The organism is Kitasatospora griseola (genome assembly GCF_044999035.1).
GTDB lineage: Bacteria > Actinomycetota > Actinomycetes > Streptomycetales > Streptomycetaceae > Kitasatospora > Kitasatospora griseola.
Genome location: NZ_CP173360.1, coordinates 3,228,335 through 3,244,010, shown reverse-complemented (window position 1 = coordinate 3,244,010; position 15,676 = coordinate 3,228,335). Strand labels below are relative to the sequence as shown.

The window sequence follows — 15,676 nt, the reverse complement described above, 5'->3', positions numbered from 1 at the left end:
GGTCGCGTCCTCGACCGGTCCGTTCCGCTCCCGGGCAGGTGCCGGGGCCGGACCGGGCGGTCCTTGCCATCGCTCCGCCGTCCGGGTGGACTCCTGAGCGATCTGTTGCCTCTGGAGAATGGTGACAGATCCGAACGGCGACCGTTCGGCCGTGCCCGCGTCGTGGACTCCCCTGCGGTGCGCGGACCGGAGGTACCTGCGCACCTGGGCATTGTAGTGGGAGCCGTGCCGGGGGGAATGGGGGCGAGGTCCTTTTCGGAAGTTACCGACCGGTTCGTTACTGCTTGTTCGCCCCCCGGCCAGGCCCCGTACCGGCCCCGACCGGGGCCCGTACGGCCTGCGGTCAGTGCTCGCCCGGCTCCGCGGCGGTGACCAGCTCGGTCAGCACGCCGCCGCAGTCCTTGGGGTGCAGGAAGGTGATCCGCGAGCCCATCGAACCGCGCCGGGGCTCGTCGTACAGCACCCGCACGCCCTTGCCCCGGATCGCCGCGGCGTCCCCGTCGACGTCCGCGGTTCCAAAGGCGATGTGGTGCACGCCCTCGCCGTTCTTGGCCAGCCACTTGGCGACCGTGGAGTCCTCCCGGGTGGGCTCCAGCAGCTGCAGGTAGGACGCGCCGCCGTCCCCGGTGTCGTTGATCTTCAGCATGGCCTCGCGGACGCCCTGCTCCTCGTTGACCTCCGAGTGGAACACCTCGAACCCGTACGTGTTCCGGTAGAACTCGACGGTCCGGTCCAGGTCGAAGCAGGCGATGCCGATGTGGTCGATGCGGGTCAGCACGGGGGCCTCCGAAGGCGTGTGAAGGGTGGCACTCAGTGCAGCGCATCGCGGCGACCGCACGCCAGCGGCACGCCTTGCGAGTCTGCTCACATCGGAGTTTCCCGTGGTGGAACTTCCCGGAACTGGCACGGTGTTCACTTGAAGGTGCCAGTAGCGCTGATCACATCCTCGCGGCGGTGACGCGGAGGTGACCGATCAGTACATTGACCGCATCCCCATACCCTCTGGTCCGACGCGCGAAGGGGCTCGTCCATGACTACTTCTGTGATCGTCGCAGGTGCGCGCACGCCGATGGGTCGGCTGCTCGGCTCGCTCAAGAGTTTCTCCGGCGCGGAGCTGGGCGGCTTCGCGATCAAGGCGGCACTGGAGCGGGCCGGTGTGACCGGCGAGCAGGTCCAGTACGTGATCATGGGCCAGGTGCTGCAGGCCGGCGTCGGCCAGATGCCGGCCCGGCAGGCCGCCGTGAAGGCCGGCATCCCGATGAGCGTGCCCGCGCTCAGCATCAACAAGGTGTGTCTGTCCGGCCTGGACGCCATCGCCCTGGCCGACCAGCTGATCCGGGCCGGCGAGTTCGACATCGTGGTGGCCGGCGGCCAGGAGTCGATGACCAACGCCCCGCACCTGCTGCCGAAGTCCCGCGAGGGCTTCAAGTACGGCGCGATCGAGATGCTCGACGCGATGGCGCACGACGGTCTGACCGACGCCTACGAGAACATCCCGATGGGCGAGTCCACCGAGAAGCACAACACCCGCCTGGGCATCGGCCGCGAGGTGCAGGACGCCATCGCCGCCGCCTCCCACCAGCGGGCGGCCAAGGCTCAGGCCGACGGCGTGTTCGAGGCCGAGATCGTCCCCGTCGCGATTCCGCAGCGCAAGGGCGACCCGGTGCTGTTCAGCCAGGACGAGGGCATCCGGGCCGACACCACGGCCGAGGGCCTGGCCCGGCTGCGCCCCGCCTTCACCAAGGACGGCACGATCACGGCCGGCACCTCCTCGCAGATCTCCGACGGCGCCGCCGCGGTCGTGGTGATGAGCAAGGCCAAGGCCGAGGAGCTGGGCCTGAGCTGGATCGCCGAGATCGGCGCCCACGGCAACGTCGCGGGCCCGGACAACTCGCTGCAGTCGCAGCCGTCCAACGCGATCAAGCACGCCCTCGCCAAGGAGGGCCTGGAGGTCGCCGACCTCGACCTGATCGAGATCAACGAGGCGTTCGCCGCCGTCGCCCACCAGTCGATGAAGGACCTCGGCGTCAGCGACGGGATCGTCAACGTCAACGGCGGCGCGATCGCGCTGGGTCACCCGATCGGCATGTCCGGCGCCCGTGTGGTGCTGCACCTGGCGCTGGAGCTGCAGCGCCGCGGCGGCGGCGTCGGCGCGGCCGCGCTGTGCGGCGGCGGCGGCCAGGGCGACGCCCTGATCGTCAAGGTCCCCGCGCAGGGCTGACCGATCGTCAAGTCCCCGTGAGGCGGCAGCCGCCGCCTCACGGGGATCCCGTCTTTTCTGCTGCGAGGAGCAACCCGATGGCCGATGTGGCGACGCTGGTCGAGCAGGCCCGGCAGGGCCGCCCCCGGGCGGTGGCCCGGCTGATCACCCTGGTGGAGAACGCCGCCCCCGAGCTGCGCGAGGTGATGGCCGCGCTGGCCCCGTACAGCGGGCGGGCGTACACGGTGGGCCTGACCGGCTCGCCCGGGGTGGGCAAGTCCACCTCGACCTCCGCGCTGGTGACCGCCTACCGCCGGCTCGGCAAGCGGGTCGGGGTGCTCGCCGTCGACCCGTCCTCGCCGTTCTCCGGCGGGGCGCTGCTCGGCGACCGGGTGCGGATGCAGGAGCACGCCACCGACCCGGAGGTGTTCATCCGCTCGATGGCCACCCGCGGCCACCTGGGCGGCCTGTCCTGGGCGGCCCCGCAGGCGCTGCGGGTGCTGGACGGGGCGGGCTGCGACGTGATCCTGGTGGAGACCGTCGGCGTCGGCCAGTCCGAGGTGGAGATCGCCGCGCAGGCCGACACCTCGGTGGTGCTGCTCGCGCCCGGCATGGGCGACGGCATCCAGGCCGCGAAGGCGGGCATCCTGGAGATCGGCGACGTGTTCGTGGTCAACAAGGCCGACCGGGACGGCGCGGACGCCACCGCCCGGGAGCTCAACCACATGCTCGGCCTGGGCGAGTCCCGGCAGCCCGGCGACTGGCGGCCGCCGATCGTGAAGACCGTGGCCGCCCGCGGCGAAGGCGTGGACGAGCTGGTCGATGCGCTGGAGAAGCACCACGGCTGGCTGGCCGAGACCGGCGAGCTGGCGGCCCGCCGCCGGCGCCGGGCCGCCCAGGAGGTCGAGGCGATCACGCTGGCCGCGCTGCGCGCCCGGATCGGGGACCTGCGCGGCGACCGCCACCTGGACGCGCTGGCCGGTCAGGTCGCCGAGGGCACCCTCGACCCGTACACGGCCGCCGACCGGCTGGTGGCCGAACTCACCGGCTGAGCGGCGGTGATCAGCTCCGGCCGCGCAGCGCCCGCAGGTGCTCGGCGATCGGGGCGAGGGCGTCGTACATGGCGTCCAGCTGCTCGTCGGTGAGGCGGTCGACGAAGTGCTCGCGGACGCTGCGCACGTGGTCGGGGGCGACCTTGCGCAGCGTCTCCCAGCCGAAGTCGGTCAGGTGCGCGTAGAGGCCGCGGCGGTCGCCGGGACACTCCTGGCGCAGCACCAGGCCGGCCGTCTCCATCCGGGTGATCTGGTGGGAGAGGCGGCTCTTGGACTGCATGGTGGCGGCGGCCAGGTCGGTCATCCGCATCCGGCGCTCGGGGGACTCGGAGAGCACCACGAGGATCTCGTAGTCGTTGATGGCGAGGTTGTGCGCCTGCAGTTCCCGGCTCAACTGGTGTTCGAGCAGCTTCCCGACCTCCAGGTGGGCGCGCCAGAACCGCTGCTCACGCGCGTCGAGCCACGGAGTGTCCTCCTCGGCGGGGGAGAGGGAGACCGCCGGCGCTCCGGTCACAGGTGTATCCATGGGACCGAGTATAGCTCGTGTTGTTCAATCTTGTACAAGTTCACACGGGCGGGCCGGTGTATGGTCGCCGTTTCGAAGATCGGAATGCTCCGTACCCGCACAACCGCCCTCCCGCCTGGCCGAATTGAAACGAGCATGTTCAATTCTCGGGGCGCACTCGGCCGGTGACGGTATGTTAGGCATAATCGCGCCCATGACGACGCGGAGCGCGAACTTCCATTCGATAGCCGACGGCGTGTACGCCTGGCAGCCGGAGCAGCGCGGATGGGGCCTGGCCAACTGCGGCCTGGTCGCCTCCGGCAACGCCGCACTGTGGATCGACACTCCGTACGACCGCACGCTGGCCGGCCAGTTCCTCGACCGCACCCGCGCCGTCCTCCCGCGCGGCGTCACCGTCGACCGGATCGTCGTCACCCACGCCAACGGCGACCACATGTGGGGCGCGGGCGTCCTGCCCGACGCCGAACTCATCACCACCCACGAGGCGCTGCACCACATCGCCTACGAGCCGACCCCCGAGGAACAGCACGCCCTGCTGCAGAGCCTCGACCCGGCCACCGACACCGGCTCCTACCTGCACGAGCACTTCGGGTGCTTCGACTGGGCCGACACCCCGCCGATCCGGCCCGACACCGTCTTCACCGGCGAACTCGAACTGCGCGTCGGCGACATCCCGGTGCAGGTCAGCAGCCTCCCGCCGGCCCACACCAGCGGCGACCTGATGGTCCACCTGCCCACCCGCTCCACCGTCTTCACCGGCGACATCGTCTTCGGCTCCACCGCCGACCGCCCCGGTGACCACGCCGTGCACTGGGCCGGCCCGCTCGGCAACGTCATCGACGCCGTCGAACGCATCCTCGCCACCGGCGCCGAGAAGATCGTCCCCGGCCACGGCCCGCTGCTCACCCGGCACGACCTGCGCGCCCACGCCGAGTACCTCGGCCACGTCCGCGACCGCGCGCACGCCCTGCACGCCGCCGGCGTCCCGGCCGCCGAGGCCGCGCGCACCGTCATCGACGAACGCCGCTACCCCGAACTCGGCCTGCCCGAGCGGCTGCTGATCACCATCGCGACCGAGTACCGGCACCTCGACGGCAGCGAGCCGCCCGCCATGATGGAGGTCTTCGGCCGGATGGCCGGCCTCGCCCGGCAGCGCGGCGCCGAGACCGCCGCCAGTACCGCCTGACCCCCGACCCGCGACGACGACACCCCCGAGGATCCGATGGTCGTGATCGTGTACGTCCTGGCCGGCGCAGCCGCGGCCGCAGCGCCCCTGCTGTGGCTCCTCCGCCGCGCCGTCCGGGCCACCCGGGCCGCCGAACTGCGCGCCGGCGACGCCGAGACCTCGGCCCGCGCCGCGGGCGCCCGCGCCGACGCGGCCGAGCAGCGCTCCCGCGCCGCCGACGGCACGGCCCGCGCGGCGGAGGCGACCGCCCGGGCCGCGGAGGACCGCGCCGGCGCGGCCTCCGCCCGGGCCGACGCGGCCGAGGAACGCACCCACGCCGCCGACATCGCGGCCCGCACCGCGGAGGCCCACCGCACCGTCGCCGACGCCCGGTACGCCGCCGCGGTGCGCGAACTCGGCCACCTCGCGCACGAGCGGCTGCCCGCCGCCACCACTGCGCTCACCCACCCCAGGACGCCCGTCCCCGGGCCGCTCGACGTCACCGGCGGCACCGAGGAACTCCAGCACGCCCTGGAGAGCGCGCTCACCGCCGCCGTCCGCGCCGTGCTCGCCGAGCGCGACCGCACCGACGCCGCCGCCCGGGCCGCGCTGCGCGGCGCCGCGTCCAAGATCCAGGCCCTGCTGATCCAGGTCCGCTCGCTGCTGGAGGAGATCCAGCTCAGCGTCGACGACCCGCGACTGCTGGCGCTCGACTTCCGCAACGAACTGACGCTGCGTCGGGTCCAGTCCCTCGCGGTGCTCTCCGGCGCCTGGCCCGGCATGACCCGGGAGGACTCGCCGCTCGCCGAACTCTGCGTCGGCGCACAGTCCCGGGTGGCCGGCTACGCCCGCATCGAGATCACCAACCACCTGCGCGAACCGCGCCTCGCGGTGGCCGCCCGGGCCGCCGAACCCGTCGCCATCGCGCTCGCCGAGATCCTCGGCAACGCCACCGCCTACTCGCACCCCGAGACCCGGGTGGTGGTCTCCATCGAACAGGGCAGCTCCGGCGCCCTGGTGGTGGTCGACGACATGGGCGTCGGCATGGAACCCGACCAGCTGGAACGGGCCGGCGACCTGCTCGGCGGCCAGGCCGAGGTGCTGCTCACCGAACTCGGCGACCCGCCGCAGGCCGGCTTCGCCGTGATCGGCCTGCTCTGTCGGCAGTTCGGCTTCGGCTGCCGGGTCGAGCCGTCCCCGTACGGCGGCGTGCGCGCCATCCTGCGGCTGCCCGCCGACCTGCTCACGCTGACCGACCCGGCCGCCCCGCTCTCCGCGCTCGCCCCCCGCCCGATCACCCAGACCACACCGGTGTTCGACGAGGGCGACGCGCTGCCCACCCGCAAGCGCCGCAGCCCGCGCGTCCCGCAGCAGGACGCGCCGCCCGCCCTCCCGTCCCCGGCGGGCAGCACCCCCGACCGGGCCCGCTCCGCGTGGTCGGCCCTGCAGTCCGGCACCCTCGCCGGCCGCAGCGCCGTCCACCACAGCCCGGGCCCCGACGGACCCGCCGCACCCGAAGGAGTCGAAACCCCGTGACCACCCAGCTCCGCCGCCACACCGAGGACCTCTCCTGGGTCCTCACCCCGCTGCTCGACCTGCCCGGCGTGCAGAACGCCGTCATCGCCACCGGCGACGGCCTGGTCACCGGCCACTCCGCCGACCTCGGCCGGGACAACGCCGACCGGGTCGCCGCGATGACCGCCTCGCTGCACGCCGCCGCCCGCGCGTTCACCGTCGCCTTCACCGAGGCCGAGCAGGTCCGGCTCACCCAGACCGTCGTCGAGTCCGACCTCGGCTACGCCGTGGTCACCCCGGCGGGCGCCAACTCCTCGCTCGCGGTGTTCGCCCTCCCCGGCGCCGACCTCGGCACCATCGCCTACCAGATGCAGGTCCAGGTCGCCGCGCTCGCCAGAGCCCTCGCCAGCCCCGCCCGGGAGGCGAGCGGGACATGACCACACCCAGCGGGCCCCGTCGCCGGCTCGTCCCGGCCTACCTCGCCACCCAGGGCCGCACCGCCGCCGCCGGCCGGCACAGCCTCGACCGGCTCAGCATCCTGCACGCCGCCGCCGACCTGCCCGCCGGACTCGGCGGCGAACACCGCCAGTTATGGGAGCTGGTCCGCCCCGGCGCACTGACCGTCGCCGAGGCGGCCGCCCACCTCAGGCTCCCGGTCAGCGCCACCGTCTTCATCGCCGCCGACCTGGCCGAGCGCGGCGCCCTCAAGGTGCGCGCGCCGATCCCCTCCGCCCAGCCGGTCAACCGGGACCTCGCCGAAAGGCTCCTCAGTGGACTCCGCGCCCTCAAGTAGCACGGGCAGCAGCCCCGTGTACCTCCCCGCCACCGACCCGATCCTGATGAAACTCATGGTCACCGGGCCGTTCGGGGTCGGGAAGACCACCTTCGTGCGCTCGCTGTCGGAGATCCCGACACTGCACACCGAGGAGACCATGACCGCCCACGGCGTCCCCGTCGACGACATCAGCCGGACCCCGGGCAAGACCGCCACCACCGTCGCCGTCGACTTCGGACGGCTCACCCTGCCCGCCGGCGACCTCGTCCTCTACCTGTTCGGCACCCCCGGCCAGCGCCGCTTCCTGCCGCTCTGGGAAGACCTCGCCCGCGGCGCCCTCGGCGCGCTGATCCTCGCCGACACCCGCCGCCTCGCCGACGCCTTCGACGCCATGGACCTCATCGAGGAAGCCGGACTGCCCTACACGGTCGCCGTCAACCGCTTCCCCGACACCCCGCCGATCGAGCTCGACAAGATCCGCGCCGCACTCGACCTCGACCCCGCCACCCCGCTGATCGAGTGCGACGCCCGGGAACGCGCAGGCTGCCTGGACGCGCTGATCGCCCTCACCGAGCACGTCCTGGACCGCCTCCCCCAGGAGACCGCCCCATGACCCGCACCGCCCTCTACGGCCCGCAGTTCGCCGCCCAGCCGCACGCCCACTACGCCCGGCTGCGCGACCGCGGACCGCTCGCCCCCGTCGAACTCGCCCCCGGCGTCGACGCCTGGCTGGTCACCGACTACCACGTCGCCCTGGAGGTCCTCCGCGACACCGAGACCTGGACCCGCGACTCCCGCGTCTGGCAGGCCACCCAGCCCGCCGACTCCCCGATCATGCCGATGCTCGGCTGGCGCCCCACCGCACTCTTCAACGACGGCGCCGTCCACGCCCGCTACCGGCAGGTCATCACCGACAGCGTCGGCATCATCGAACCCCACCTGCTGCAACGCGACACCACCGCCGTCGCCGAACAGCTCATCGCCGAATTCGCGCACACCGGCAAGGCCGACATCCTCGCCCAGTACGCCTACCGGCTGCCGCTGCTGATCCTCTGCTCCTGGTACGGCATCCCCGACCAGGACCTCGACCGGATCAGCGCCGCGATGAACCGCTCCTTCGAGTCCTCCACCGGCGCCATCGCCGCGTACGCCGACCTGGTCGCCGTCGTCACCGGCCTGGTCGCCGAACGCCGCACCGCACCCCGGCACGACCTGATCTCCGCCTTCATTAACCACCCGGCGCGACTCGCCGACGACGAGGTCGTCCGGCACATCACCCTGACCCTGATGGCCGGCCACGAACCCACCGCCAACCTCGCCGCCAACGCGCTGCTGCGGATGCTCTCCGACGACCGCTACGCCGGCTCCCTGCACAGCGGCGCGCTCAGCGCGCACGACGCCGTCAACGAGGTGCTCTGGACCGACCCGCCGCTGTCCAACTTCGCCCCGCACTACGCCCGGCACGACATCGTCTTCCACGGCACCGCCATCGCCCCCGACCAGCCCGTGCTGATCTCCTACGCCTCCGCGAACGCGCAGGCCGCGCTCCCCGCCTCCGAGAGCGAGTCCCTCGGCGGCTCCTACGCCCACCTCGCGTGGGGCGCCGGTCCGCACCGCTGCCCAGCCCGCCAGCCCGCCGTCCTGATGGCCGTCACCGCGATCGAGTACCTCATCAGCCGCCTCACCGACCTCCGCCTGGCCGTCCCCACCGACCGGATCCGCTGGCGCCAGGGCCCGGTCCACCGGGCGCTCGTCTCCCTCCCGGTCGAGTTCACAGCGCTGTGAGGGAGAGTGGGCGCGAGGACAGGGGCGCGTGGGGGTCCCTCCCGGCCCGCCAGGGCTGTGAGGGACCCCCACGCGCCCCTGGTGGTGCGCCCTCTGCTGTCTGCTAAAGCCCGAACTGGCGGCCGAGGTCCCGCAGGTTGCCGAGCCCCGGTGCGGCCTGGGTCGGCTGCTGGTGCGGGACCGCCGACTGTTCGCCGACGACGCCGACCGACTTCTCCGCCAGCACCGTCTCGGACGACTGCATCAGCACCTGCCCCGCGCCGATGAACTCGAACTGGTGCTCCTCGCCGCTCGCGCCGCCGATCCCGGTCAGGTGCCGGATGCCGCCCAGGACGCCGTGCAGGTAGCTGTGGTCGTAGTGGTGGCAGGGGGCGGGGCAGTCGGCCCAGCCGACCAGGGCCTGCGGGTCCACCCGCAGCGGCGGTTCGACGAAGTGCACGGGCCCGTTGGAGGCCGCGACGAACTTGCCGGTGCCGATCAGGGTGAGGAACCCGGGGATGATCGACTGCTTGAGGCGGAGGGTGGGCTCGAAGGCCAGCAGGTTCCCGGACCGGACGGTCAGGTTGCCGTCCTCCAGGTCGTACGAGTTGAGGTCGTACGCGCGGTCGGCGAGGAGGAGCGTGCCGCGGCCCTCGGCGACCACCCAGTCGGAGGCGTGCAGCGGGGAGTTGAAGTTCTGTTCGAGGACCCGGTCGAGGACGCCGCGGCCGATCCCGGAGAAGCGCATCTCGCCGTAGTAGGCGATCATCTTGCCCTTCTGCAGGTAGTACGCGCCGTTCAGGTTCACCGAGAAGCAGTACGGGTTGACGTTGTCGTTGACGGGCAGCGTGTGCGGGTCCCAGATCTGCGGGCCGTCGCCGCCGGGGGTCTGAAGGATCGGCGGGTAGGTCATCAGAGCTTCACCTCGCTGGCCTGCACGTACACCATGCCGTGTCCGGAGAGTTCGAGTTGGAAGGCCTCGCCGGAGCCGCGTCCGATCATGTCGCGCCAACCGAGCGCGCTGGAGAGCTTGTTGGTGACCTGGCCGCGGTGCGCGACGTAGGCCTGCGGGTCGACGTGGACGGGGAGGCCGGGGGAGATCGGGAGTTCGACGACACCGCCGTGGGCCATGACGGCGACGGCGCCCTTGCCGCTGAGCTGGGTGGTGAACAGGCCCTGTCCGGTGACCTGGCCGCGGACCACGCCCATCAGGCCGCCCTGCTGGCCCATGAACATGGTGGACTGCTGGAGGCTGTCCTCGAAGGCGAGCAGCCGGTCGGCCTCGACGTAGAGGGTGTCGCCGGCCAGGTCGATGACGTGGACGTGGTGTCCGCCGTGGCCGAACATCACGGTGCCGTGGCCCTCGACGGTCATCAGCGGGGTGTCCTCGTTGGCGACCCGGCGGCCGATCATCGACATCACGCCGCCCTGGCCGCCCATCAGGTTGGGCCGGAAGGTGACTTCGCCGGTGTAACCGAGCATCGCGCCGCGCTGGGACAGGATCCGCCGGCCCGGGAACACCTGGGCGGAGACCATCTTGTGGTTGATCAGGGTGAAGGCCATCAGGCGTTGCCTCCGAAGGTCAGGCGCTCGGAGGGCTGGACGTAGACCAGGCCCTCGCCGGTGAACTCGACCTGCATGGCCTCGCCGCCGCCCTCGCCGATCAGCGTGGTCCAGCCGGCGCCGGACTTGAGGGCGCGGTTCAGGTTGCCGGTGTGCGCGATGTACGCGCCGGGGTCGACCCGCAGCGGCAGGCCCTGGGTGACGCGGAGTATCACCGCCGGGCCGTTCGAGGTGACGGCGGCCCAGCCCTGGCCCTCGACCTTGGTGGTGAACAGGCCGTTGCCGCTCGCCATCCCGTTCAGGCCGGTGAAGGAGGTGCCGGTGCGCAGCGTCGCCTCGGTGCAGAGCAGGTTGTCGGACTCGACGAACAGCGTTTCGCCGTTCAGCCGGACCAGATTGATTTCGGTGGCCTTGTCGGCGAAGTAGCAGGTGCCCTGCCCCTTCACCTCCATGACCTCCATGCGTTCGCCGGTGAGCCGGCGGGTGACCATGCCGCGCAGGCCGTCGCCGCCGCCGGTGAGCTTTTTGAAGCCCATCTGTCCGGTGTAGGCGACCATCGAGCCGTTGCGTGCCTTGACGGTGTCCCCGGCGAGATCGACGGCGAGGACCTTGGACCCCTGGAGTCGGAACTGTGCCACGTTCCGGAATGTAGCGGCCCTCGCCCCGGTGTGGGGAGAGGGCCGGGCCGGGCTGGTACGGAACCGGCACATCGGACGGGCCGTCAGGCGGCCTGCGGCAGCGCCCCGGCGGAGGTCTCCACCTCCAGCAGCGAGGCGGAGTGCCGCTCGGCCTCGAACGCGACGACGCCGCCGCGCAGGCCGAACAGCCGCTTGGAGAGCATGATCCAGAGCACCGCGGCGATGTTCAGCAGCAGCGTGCAGATCTTCAGCACGCTCACGTGCTCGGTGAGTTCGTAGACCTCCAGCGGCAGGAACGCGGCGGTGGCGACCACCGTCAGGTACTCGGCCCAGCGCTGTCCCCACCACAGGCCGAACGCCTCGACGATCTCGACCGCCGCGTACACCACGAGCGCGACGGCGACGTAGATCAGGGTGTCGTGCCGGTAGTCGAAGGTCTTGCGGATGGTGTCGACGATCGGCGAGTGGTCGAGGTCGTAGTGGAAGTGGTCGGTGACGGGCTTGAAGACGGTCAGGTTCTCGTCGAAGATCCGGTGCACCGCGTCCTGGCTGTTGGAGAACTTCCACACCGCCCAGGCGGCGACCACGATCAGCAGGCCGCGCAGCAGCCGCTCGACGGCCAGGAAGCGCAGGATGAACAGGTCGCGCAGGGCCTTGCCGCGGGGCACCAGCGGCGCCTCGTCGGCGGGGCCGGAGCCGTGCGGCTCGCCGAGGGCGAAGTCGCCGCAGCGCAGGCAGCGCCAGGCGGTGCCGAGGGCGGTGCTCGCGTGCAGCCGTGTCCTCAGGTCGGTCTCGTCGGGTGCGTAGGTGATGTGGCCGCGCCGGGCACAGGTGTGCCGGTCCCAGTCTCGCCTCAGCATGTCGTGCGTCCCCCCGTGGGTTCGCGGGCCTGCCGGTCAGGCCGCGCGCAGCACAGCAGGATAGGGGGTCCGGGGTCGGCCGGAACGGGGGTCGGTGATAATAGGCATGGTTTGTGCATCCGTTCACAAACACCGCCGCCCGCCGTGCCTGTGAGGAATCCCGTGAAGAGCATCGCCGCCGTCCACCGCCTGCGCCTGGTCTCCGGCCCTGAGGGCCTGTCGTTCATCCTGCTGCTGATCTGCTCGGTGCTGAAGCGGACCACCAGCTTCAACGGCGTGCCGGTGATGGGCATGGTGCACGGCGTGCTGTTCGTGCTGTACGTGGTCTTCCTGGTGCAGGCGTACCAGGCCCGCCGCTGGGAGCCGAAGCGCGCGCTGCTGATGTTCGTGCTGTCGGTGCTGCCCACCGGCGGCTTCTTCGCCGAGCGGATGCTGGCCAAGGAGGAGCGCGGCGAGCTGGACGCGGCGAAGCCGGCCGCTGCCTGACCCCACAACGTGGTGCGCGGCGGTCGGGCCTCTTCGTGGGAGGCCCGACCGCCGCGAGCTTTTGCGCTACCCGCTGGGGGTCAGTTGACGTTGACGCCGGTCCAGGCCGCCGCCACCGCGTTGTACTGGGTGGAGGTGGCGCCGTACAGGTCCTTCGCCGCGTTCAGGGTCGCGGTGCGCGCGGCCTTGTAGTTGGTGGTGGAGGTCATGTAGACGGTCAGCGCCCGGTACCAGATCTGCTGGGCCTGGGACCGGCCGATGCCGGTGAGGGTCGCCCCGTTGTAGGTGGGCGAGTTGTAGCTGACGCCGTTGATGGTCTTGGCGCCGCTGCCCTCGGCCAGCAGGTAGAAGAAGTGGTTGGCGACGCCCGAGGAGTAGTGGACGTCCTTGTTGCCGACCGTGGAGGACCAGTAGTCGGCGGACGCGCCGTCCTTGGAGGGCTTGTCCATGTAGCGCAGCGGCGTGCCGTTGCCGTTGATGTCGATCAGCTCGCCGATCAGGTAGTCCGGCACGTCCTTCGACAGGTTGGCGTAGAACTCCACCATGGAGCCGAAGATGTCGGAGGTCGCCTCGTTCAGGCCGCCGGACTCGCCCGAGTAGTTCAGGCCGGCGGTGTTGGAGGTGACGCCGTGGCTCATCTCGTGGCCGGAGACGTCCAGCTCGGTCAGCGGGTGGGTGTTGGAGGTGCCGTCGCCGTAGGTCATGCAGAAGCAGCTGTCGTCCCAGAACGCGTTGACGTAGTTGCTGCCGTAGTGGACCCGGCTGTAGGCGCCGACACCGTCGTTGCGGATGCCGTTGCGGCCGAAGGTGTTCTTGTAGAAGTCCCAGGTGACGGCCGCGCCGTACTGGGCGTCGACGGCCGCGGACTCCTTGTTGGAGGCCAGCCCGTTGCCCCAGGAGTTGGTGGTCTTCGAGTACAGGGTGCCGCTGCCGGAGGTCTTGCCCGCCAGCGTGGTGGTGTACTGGTTGCCGCGGGTGGCGTCCTTCAGCGTGTAGTTGCTGCCGGTCAGCGTGGTGGTCAGCGAGACGTTGCCGACGAAGACGCCGTTGCCGGTGCCGGTCGCGTTGGCGGTCTCGATCTCCTCGTGGGTGGAGAGGACCTCGCCGGTGTTGGCGTCGGTGACCAGCTTCTGGCGGCTCGGGGTGCCGTCGGCCCGCACGCCCTCGACGGTGGTGCGGTAGGCCAGGCGCGGGGCGCCGTCGGCGGCCCAGACGACCAGCTCGGCGTTGCCGGTGGCGCCGGAGACCGAGGTGAGGGCGGCCTCGGAGTCCTTGCTGATGCCGACGGTGGACTGCACTGCGCCGGTCGCCTTGCCGGCGGCCTGGGCGGCCGTCAGCTTCGGGCTCAGCGAGGCCGGGGCCAGGCTGCCGGAGACGGCCTTGTCGGAGGAGCGGACCTGGCCCTTGGCGTCCTGGTGGACGACCAGGTCGCCGCCGAGCACGGGCAGTCCGTCGTAGGTGCGCTCGTAACGGAAGTGACGGGTACCGTCGGCGTCGACGATGGCGTCCTTGACCACCAGCTTCTCCTGGGCGCCGAGGCCCAGGGCCTTGGCGGCGGAGGGGGCCTGCGAGGCGGCCAGGGCCAGCGCGTTGCCGCGGTTCTGGGCGGCGGCGTTCTGGGCGGCCGGGTTCGGGGCGGCCTGTGCGATCCCGGCACTCACCTGGATCGCGCCGGCCAGCAGGGCCGAGGCAGAGAGAACGGCTCCGACAGCGAGCTTTCGCTTCACGTACGGGTTCCTTCCGGATCAACCGCGTGCGCGGTCGCACCACGTTCCGGGGCACCGGGGGTCAGTGCCTGCTGGGGCGGATACGGGTGCTGACGTGCAGCTCCGTGCGGTCTGAACGACGGACGCCGGTGGGGTGGGGCCGACGTGTCGAACGGGGCTGGGCAGAAGCATGACAACCGTTCAAATCCGGGAACAGCGCCCCGGCAACTATTGGCAAACTCTCGCCAGCGGCCCGGCAATGGGACGGTCAGGAAATCGGAGGTTTCACCGCGAACGATGCGCTGCGGGCTGGGCCTCGACCCAACTCCCGGGTTTTCACTGAATAGTGACGGAATATCCGGTGTAAAAGGCGGCCAACCGGTGGCGGTCGTCTGTTTGGCGCGAACCCGCCAACAGGCGGGCCTTGTCCACCATCGTGGACACCTGCTACCCCCGCCCCGCCCCGCGGGTACGGTGGGGTCGTGCCCAAGCCCCTCGCCCTCGACTTCGACCCGATCGCCCGCGCCGACCAGCTCTGGACCCGACGCTGGGGCAAGGTGCCGGCCATGGCGGCGATCACCTCGGTGATGCGCGCCCACCAGATCCTGCTGGCCCGGGTCGACGCGGTGGTCAAGCCCTACGGCCTGACCTTCGCCCGCTACGAGGCCCTGGTGCTGCTCACCTTCAGCCGCTCCGGCGAACTCCCGCTGTCCAAGATCGGCGAGCGGCTGATGGTGCACCCCACCAGCGTCACCAACACCGTCGACCGCCTGGAGCGCGCCGGACTGGTCGCCCGCCGCCCCAACCCGCTCGACGGCCGCGGCGTTCTCGCCGCCATCACCGACCGCGGCCGCCAGGTCGTCGAACACGCCACCCGCGACCTGATGACCGTCGAATTCGGCCTGGAGGGCTACGACGAGGACGCCTGCCGCGAGGTGTTCGAACTGCTCCGCCCACTGCGGGTCGCGGCCGGCGACTTCGACCTGCCGCACCAGGAGGGCCCGGGCCGGGAGCACTCGTAGGGCCGGTTACCCTCGATGGCATGAAGCAGAGTGTGCTGACCCGCTACCGCGCCATGGCCTACATCACCGGCGTCCTCCTGATCCTGCTCACCGCCGGGGTGATCGCCAAGTACGCCCTGGACATGTCGGGCGCCGCGGGCTTCACCACCGCGGTCGGCATCGCGCACGGCTGGCTGTACGTGATCTACCTGGTGCTCGCCTTCGACCTCGGCACCAAGGCCAAGTGGCCGATCGGCAAGCTCGCCTGGGTCCTGCTGGCCGGTACCATCCCCACCGCTGTGTTCTTCGTCGAGCGCAAGGTCAGCCGCGAGATCGCCCCGCTGATCGCCGCGGAGCCGGCCGCCGCCTGACCCGCCGCACACCGCTCTGCCGGGCGCCCCTCCCCTCGGGAGGGGCGCCCTTCG

General features: G+C 71.7%; 18 protein-coding genes. 11 read left to right on the top strand and 7 right to left on the bottom strand.

Annotation, left to right across the window (positions count from 1 at the left end; translation table 11 throughout):
* Window positions 1–343 precede the first annotated feature (343 nt).
* Window positions 344–778: a methylmalonyl-CoA epimerase gene (gene mce / locus ACI1MP_RS14470; protein ID WP_100587990.1), complete on the bottom strand. Its 435-nt coding sequence runs from the start codon at window positions 776–778 to the stop codon at window positions 344–346.
* Window positions 779–1,030: 252 nt separating this feature from the next.
* Here mce and ACI1MP_RS14465 point away from each other — a divergent pair, with 252 nt between their 5' ends.
* Window positions 1,031–2,221, top strand: coding sequence for an acetyl-CoA C-acetyltransferase (locus ACI1MP_RS14465; protein ID WP_100587989.1), 1,191 nt, complete (start codon window positions 1,031–1,033; stop codon window positions 2,219–2,221).
* A gap of 77 nt (window positions 2,222–2,298) precedes the next feature.
* A complete protein-coding gene (gene meaB, locus ACI1MP_RS14460) occupies window positions 2,299–3,252 on the top strand; it encodes a methylmalonyl Co-A mutase-associated GTPase MeaB (RefSeq protein ID WP_100587988.1) in 954 nt (317 codons plus the stop codon).
* A 10-nt stretch (window positions 3,253–3,262) separates the two neighbouring features.
* Here meaB and ACI1MP_RS14455 read toward each other — a convergent pair whose 3' ends face one another.
* Window positions 3,263–3,778 carry a MarR family winged helix-turn-helix transcriptional regulator gene (locus ACI1MP_RS14455; protein ID WP_380333954.1) on the bottom strand — a complete coding sequence of 172 codons (516 nt, stop codon included), beginning with the start codon at window positions 3,776–3,778 and terminating at the stop codon, window positions 3,263–3,265.
* A gap of 193 nt (window positions 3,779–3,971) precedes the next feature.
* On the opposite strand from ACI1MP_RS14455, the gene ACI1MP_RS14450 reads away from it, so the two are divergent.
* Genes ACI1MP_RS14450 through ACI1MP_RS14425 form a run of 6 tightly spaced genes read left to right on the top strand, consistent with a single transcriptional unit; the run spans window position 3,972 to window position 9,018 of the window.
* Window positions 3,972–4,964 carry an MBL fold metallo-hydrolase gene (locus tag ACI1MP_RS14450; RefSeq protein ID WP_100587986.1) on the top strand — a complete coding sequence of 331 codons (993 nt, stop codon included), beginning with the start codon at window positions 3,972–3,974 and terminating at the stop codon, window positions 4,962–4,964.
* Window positions 4,965–5,006: 42 nt separating this feature from the next.
* Window positions 5,007–6,479 (top strand): ATP-binding protein, encoded by a 1,473-nt coding sequence (locus ACI1MP_RS14445; protein WP_404868810.1) that lies wholly within the window; start codon window positions 5,007–5,009, stop codon window positions 6,477–6,479.
* Window positions 6,476–6,895: a roadblock/LC7 domain-containing protein gene (locus ACI1MP_RS14440; RefSeq protein ID WP_043916060.1), complete on the top strand. Its 420-nt coding sequence runs from the start codon at window positions 6,476–6,478 to the stop codon at window positions 6,893–6,895. The genes ACI1MP_RS14445 and ACI1MP_RS14440 overlap by 4 nt, the downstream gene beginning before the upstream one ends.
* Window positions 6,892–7,251, top strand: a complete 360-nt coding sequence (locus ACI1MP_RS14435; RefSeq protein WP_043916061.1) for a DUF742 domain-containing protein — start codon at window positions 6,892–6,894, stop codon at window positions 7,249–7,251. The genes ACI1MP_RS14440 and ACI1MP_RS14435 overlap by 4 nt, the downstream gene beginning before the upstream one ends.
* Complete coding sequence (locus ACI1MP_RS14430) at window positions 7,229–7,846, top strand: ATP/GTP-binding protein (RefSeq protein ID WP_100587984.1); 618 nt, start codon at window positions 7,229–7,231, stop codon at window positions 7,844–7,846. Before ACI1MP_RS14435 ends, ACI1MP_RS14430 begins: the two co-directional genes overlap by 23 nt.
* Window positions 7,843–9,018: a cytochrome P450 gene (locus ACI1MP_RS14425; RefSeq protein WP_404868809.1), complete on the top strand. Its 1,176-nt coding sequence runs from the start codon at window positions 7,843–7,845 to the stop codon at window positions 9,016–9,018. Before ACI1MP_RS14430 ends, ACI1MP_RS14425 begins: the two co-directional genes overlap by 4 nt.
* Window positions 9,019–9,121: 103 nt before the next feature.
* On the opposite strand, the gene ACI1MP_RS14420 is transcribed toward ACI1MP_RS14425, so the two are convergent.
* From ACI1MP_RS14420 to ACI1MP_RS14405, 4 genes are all read right to left on the bottom strand, one after another.
* Window positions 9,122–9,910: an AIM24 family protein gene (locus ACI1MP_RS14420; RefSeq protein WP_387998221.1), complete on the bottom strand. Its 789-nt coding sequence runs from the start codon at window positions 9,908–9,910 to the stop codon at window positions 9,122–9,124.
* The gene (locus tag ACI1MP_RS14415) at window positions 9,910–10,560 is read right to left on the bottom strand and encodes an AIM24 family protein (protein ID WP_100587981.1); all 651 of its coding nucleotides are present in this window, start codon (window positions 10,558–10,560) and stop codon (window positions 9,910–9,912) included. Before ACI1MP_RS14415 ends, ACI1MP_RS14420 begins: the two co-directional genes overlap by 1 nt.
* On the bottom strand, window positions 10,560–11,198 hold the full coding sequence (locus tag ACI1MP_RS14410; RefSeq protein WP_404868808.1) for an AIM24 family protein: 639 nt from the start codon (window positions 11,196–11,198) through the stop codon (window positions 10,560–10,562). The genes ACI1MP_RS14415 and ACI1MP_RS14410 overlap by 1 nt, the downstream gene beginning before the upstream one ends.
* A gap of 83 nt (window positions 11,199–11,281) precedes the next feature.
* Entirely contained in the window at window positions 11,282–12,055 is a 774-nt protein-coding gene (locus ACI1MP_RS14405) for a DUF2127 domain-containing protein (protein WP_380334212.1), read from the bottom strand.
* A 165-nt stretch (window positions 12,056–12,220) separates the two neighbouring features.
* Here ACI1MP_RS14405 and ACI1MP_RS14400 point away from each other — a divergent pair, with 165 nt between their 5' ends.
* Window positions 12,221–12,544 carry a DUF3817 domain-containing protein gene (locus tag ACI1MP_RS14400; RefSeq protein ID WP_189270945.1) on the top strand — a complete coding sequence of 108 codons (324 nt, stop codon included), beginning with the start codon at window positions 12,221–12,223 and terminating at the stop codon, window positions 12,542–12,544.
* Window positions 12,545–12,624: 80 nt separating this feature from the next.
* On the opposite strand, the gene ACI1MP_RS14395 is transcribed toward ACI1MP_RS14400, so the two are convergent.
* Window positions 12,625–14,271 carry a M4 family metallopeptidase gene (locus tag ACI1MP_RS14395; RefSeq protein WP_404868807.1) on the bottom strand — a complete coding sequence of 549 codons (1,647 nt, stop codon included), beginning with the start codon at window positions 14,269–14,271 and terminating at the stop codon, window positions 12,625–12,627.
* Window positions 14,272–14,732: 461 nt separating this feature from the next.
* Between ACI1MP_RS14395 and ACI1MP_RS14390 the strand changes: the two genes are divergently transcribed.
* Both ACI1MP_RS14390 and ACI1MP_RS14385 read left to right on the top strand, forming a co-directional pair.
* Entirely contained in the window at window positions 14,733–15,272 is a 540-nt protein-coding gene (locus ACI1MP_RS14390) for a MarR family winged helix-turn-helix transcriptional regulator (protein WP_100587978.1), read from the top strand.
* A gap of 20 nt (window positions 15,273–15,292) precedes the next feature.
* Window positions 15,293–15,622, top strand: a complete 330-nt coding sequence (locus tag ACI1MP_RS14385) for a DUF3817 domain-containing protein (protein WP_100587977.1) — start codon at window positions 15,293–15,295, stop codon at window positions 15,620–15,622.
* Window positions 15,623–15,676: the final 54 nt, after the last annotated feature.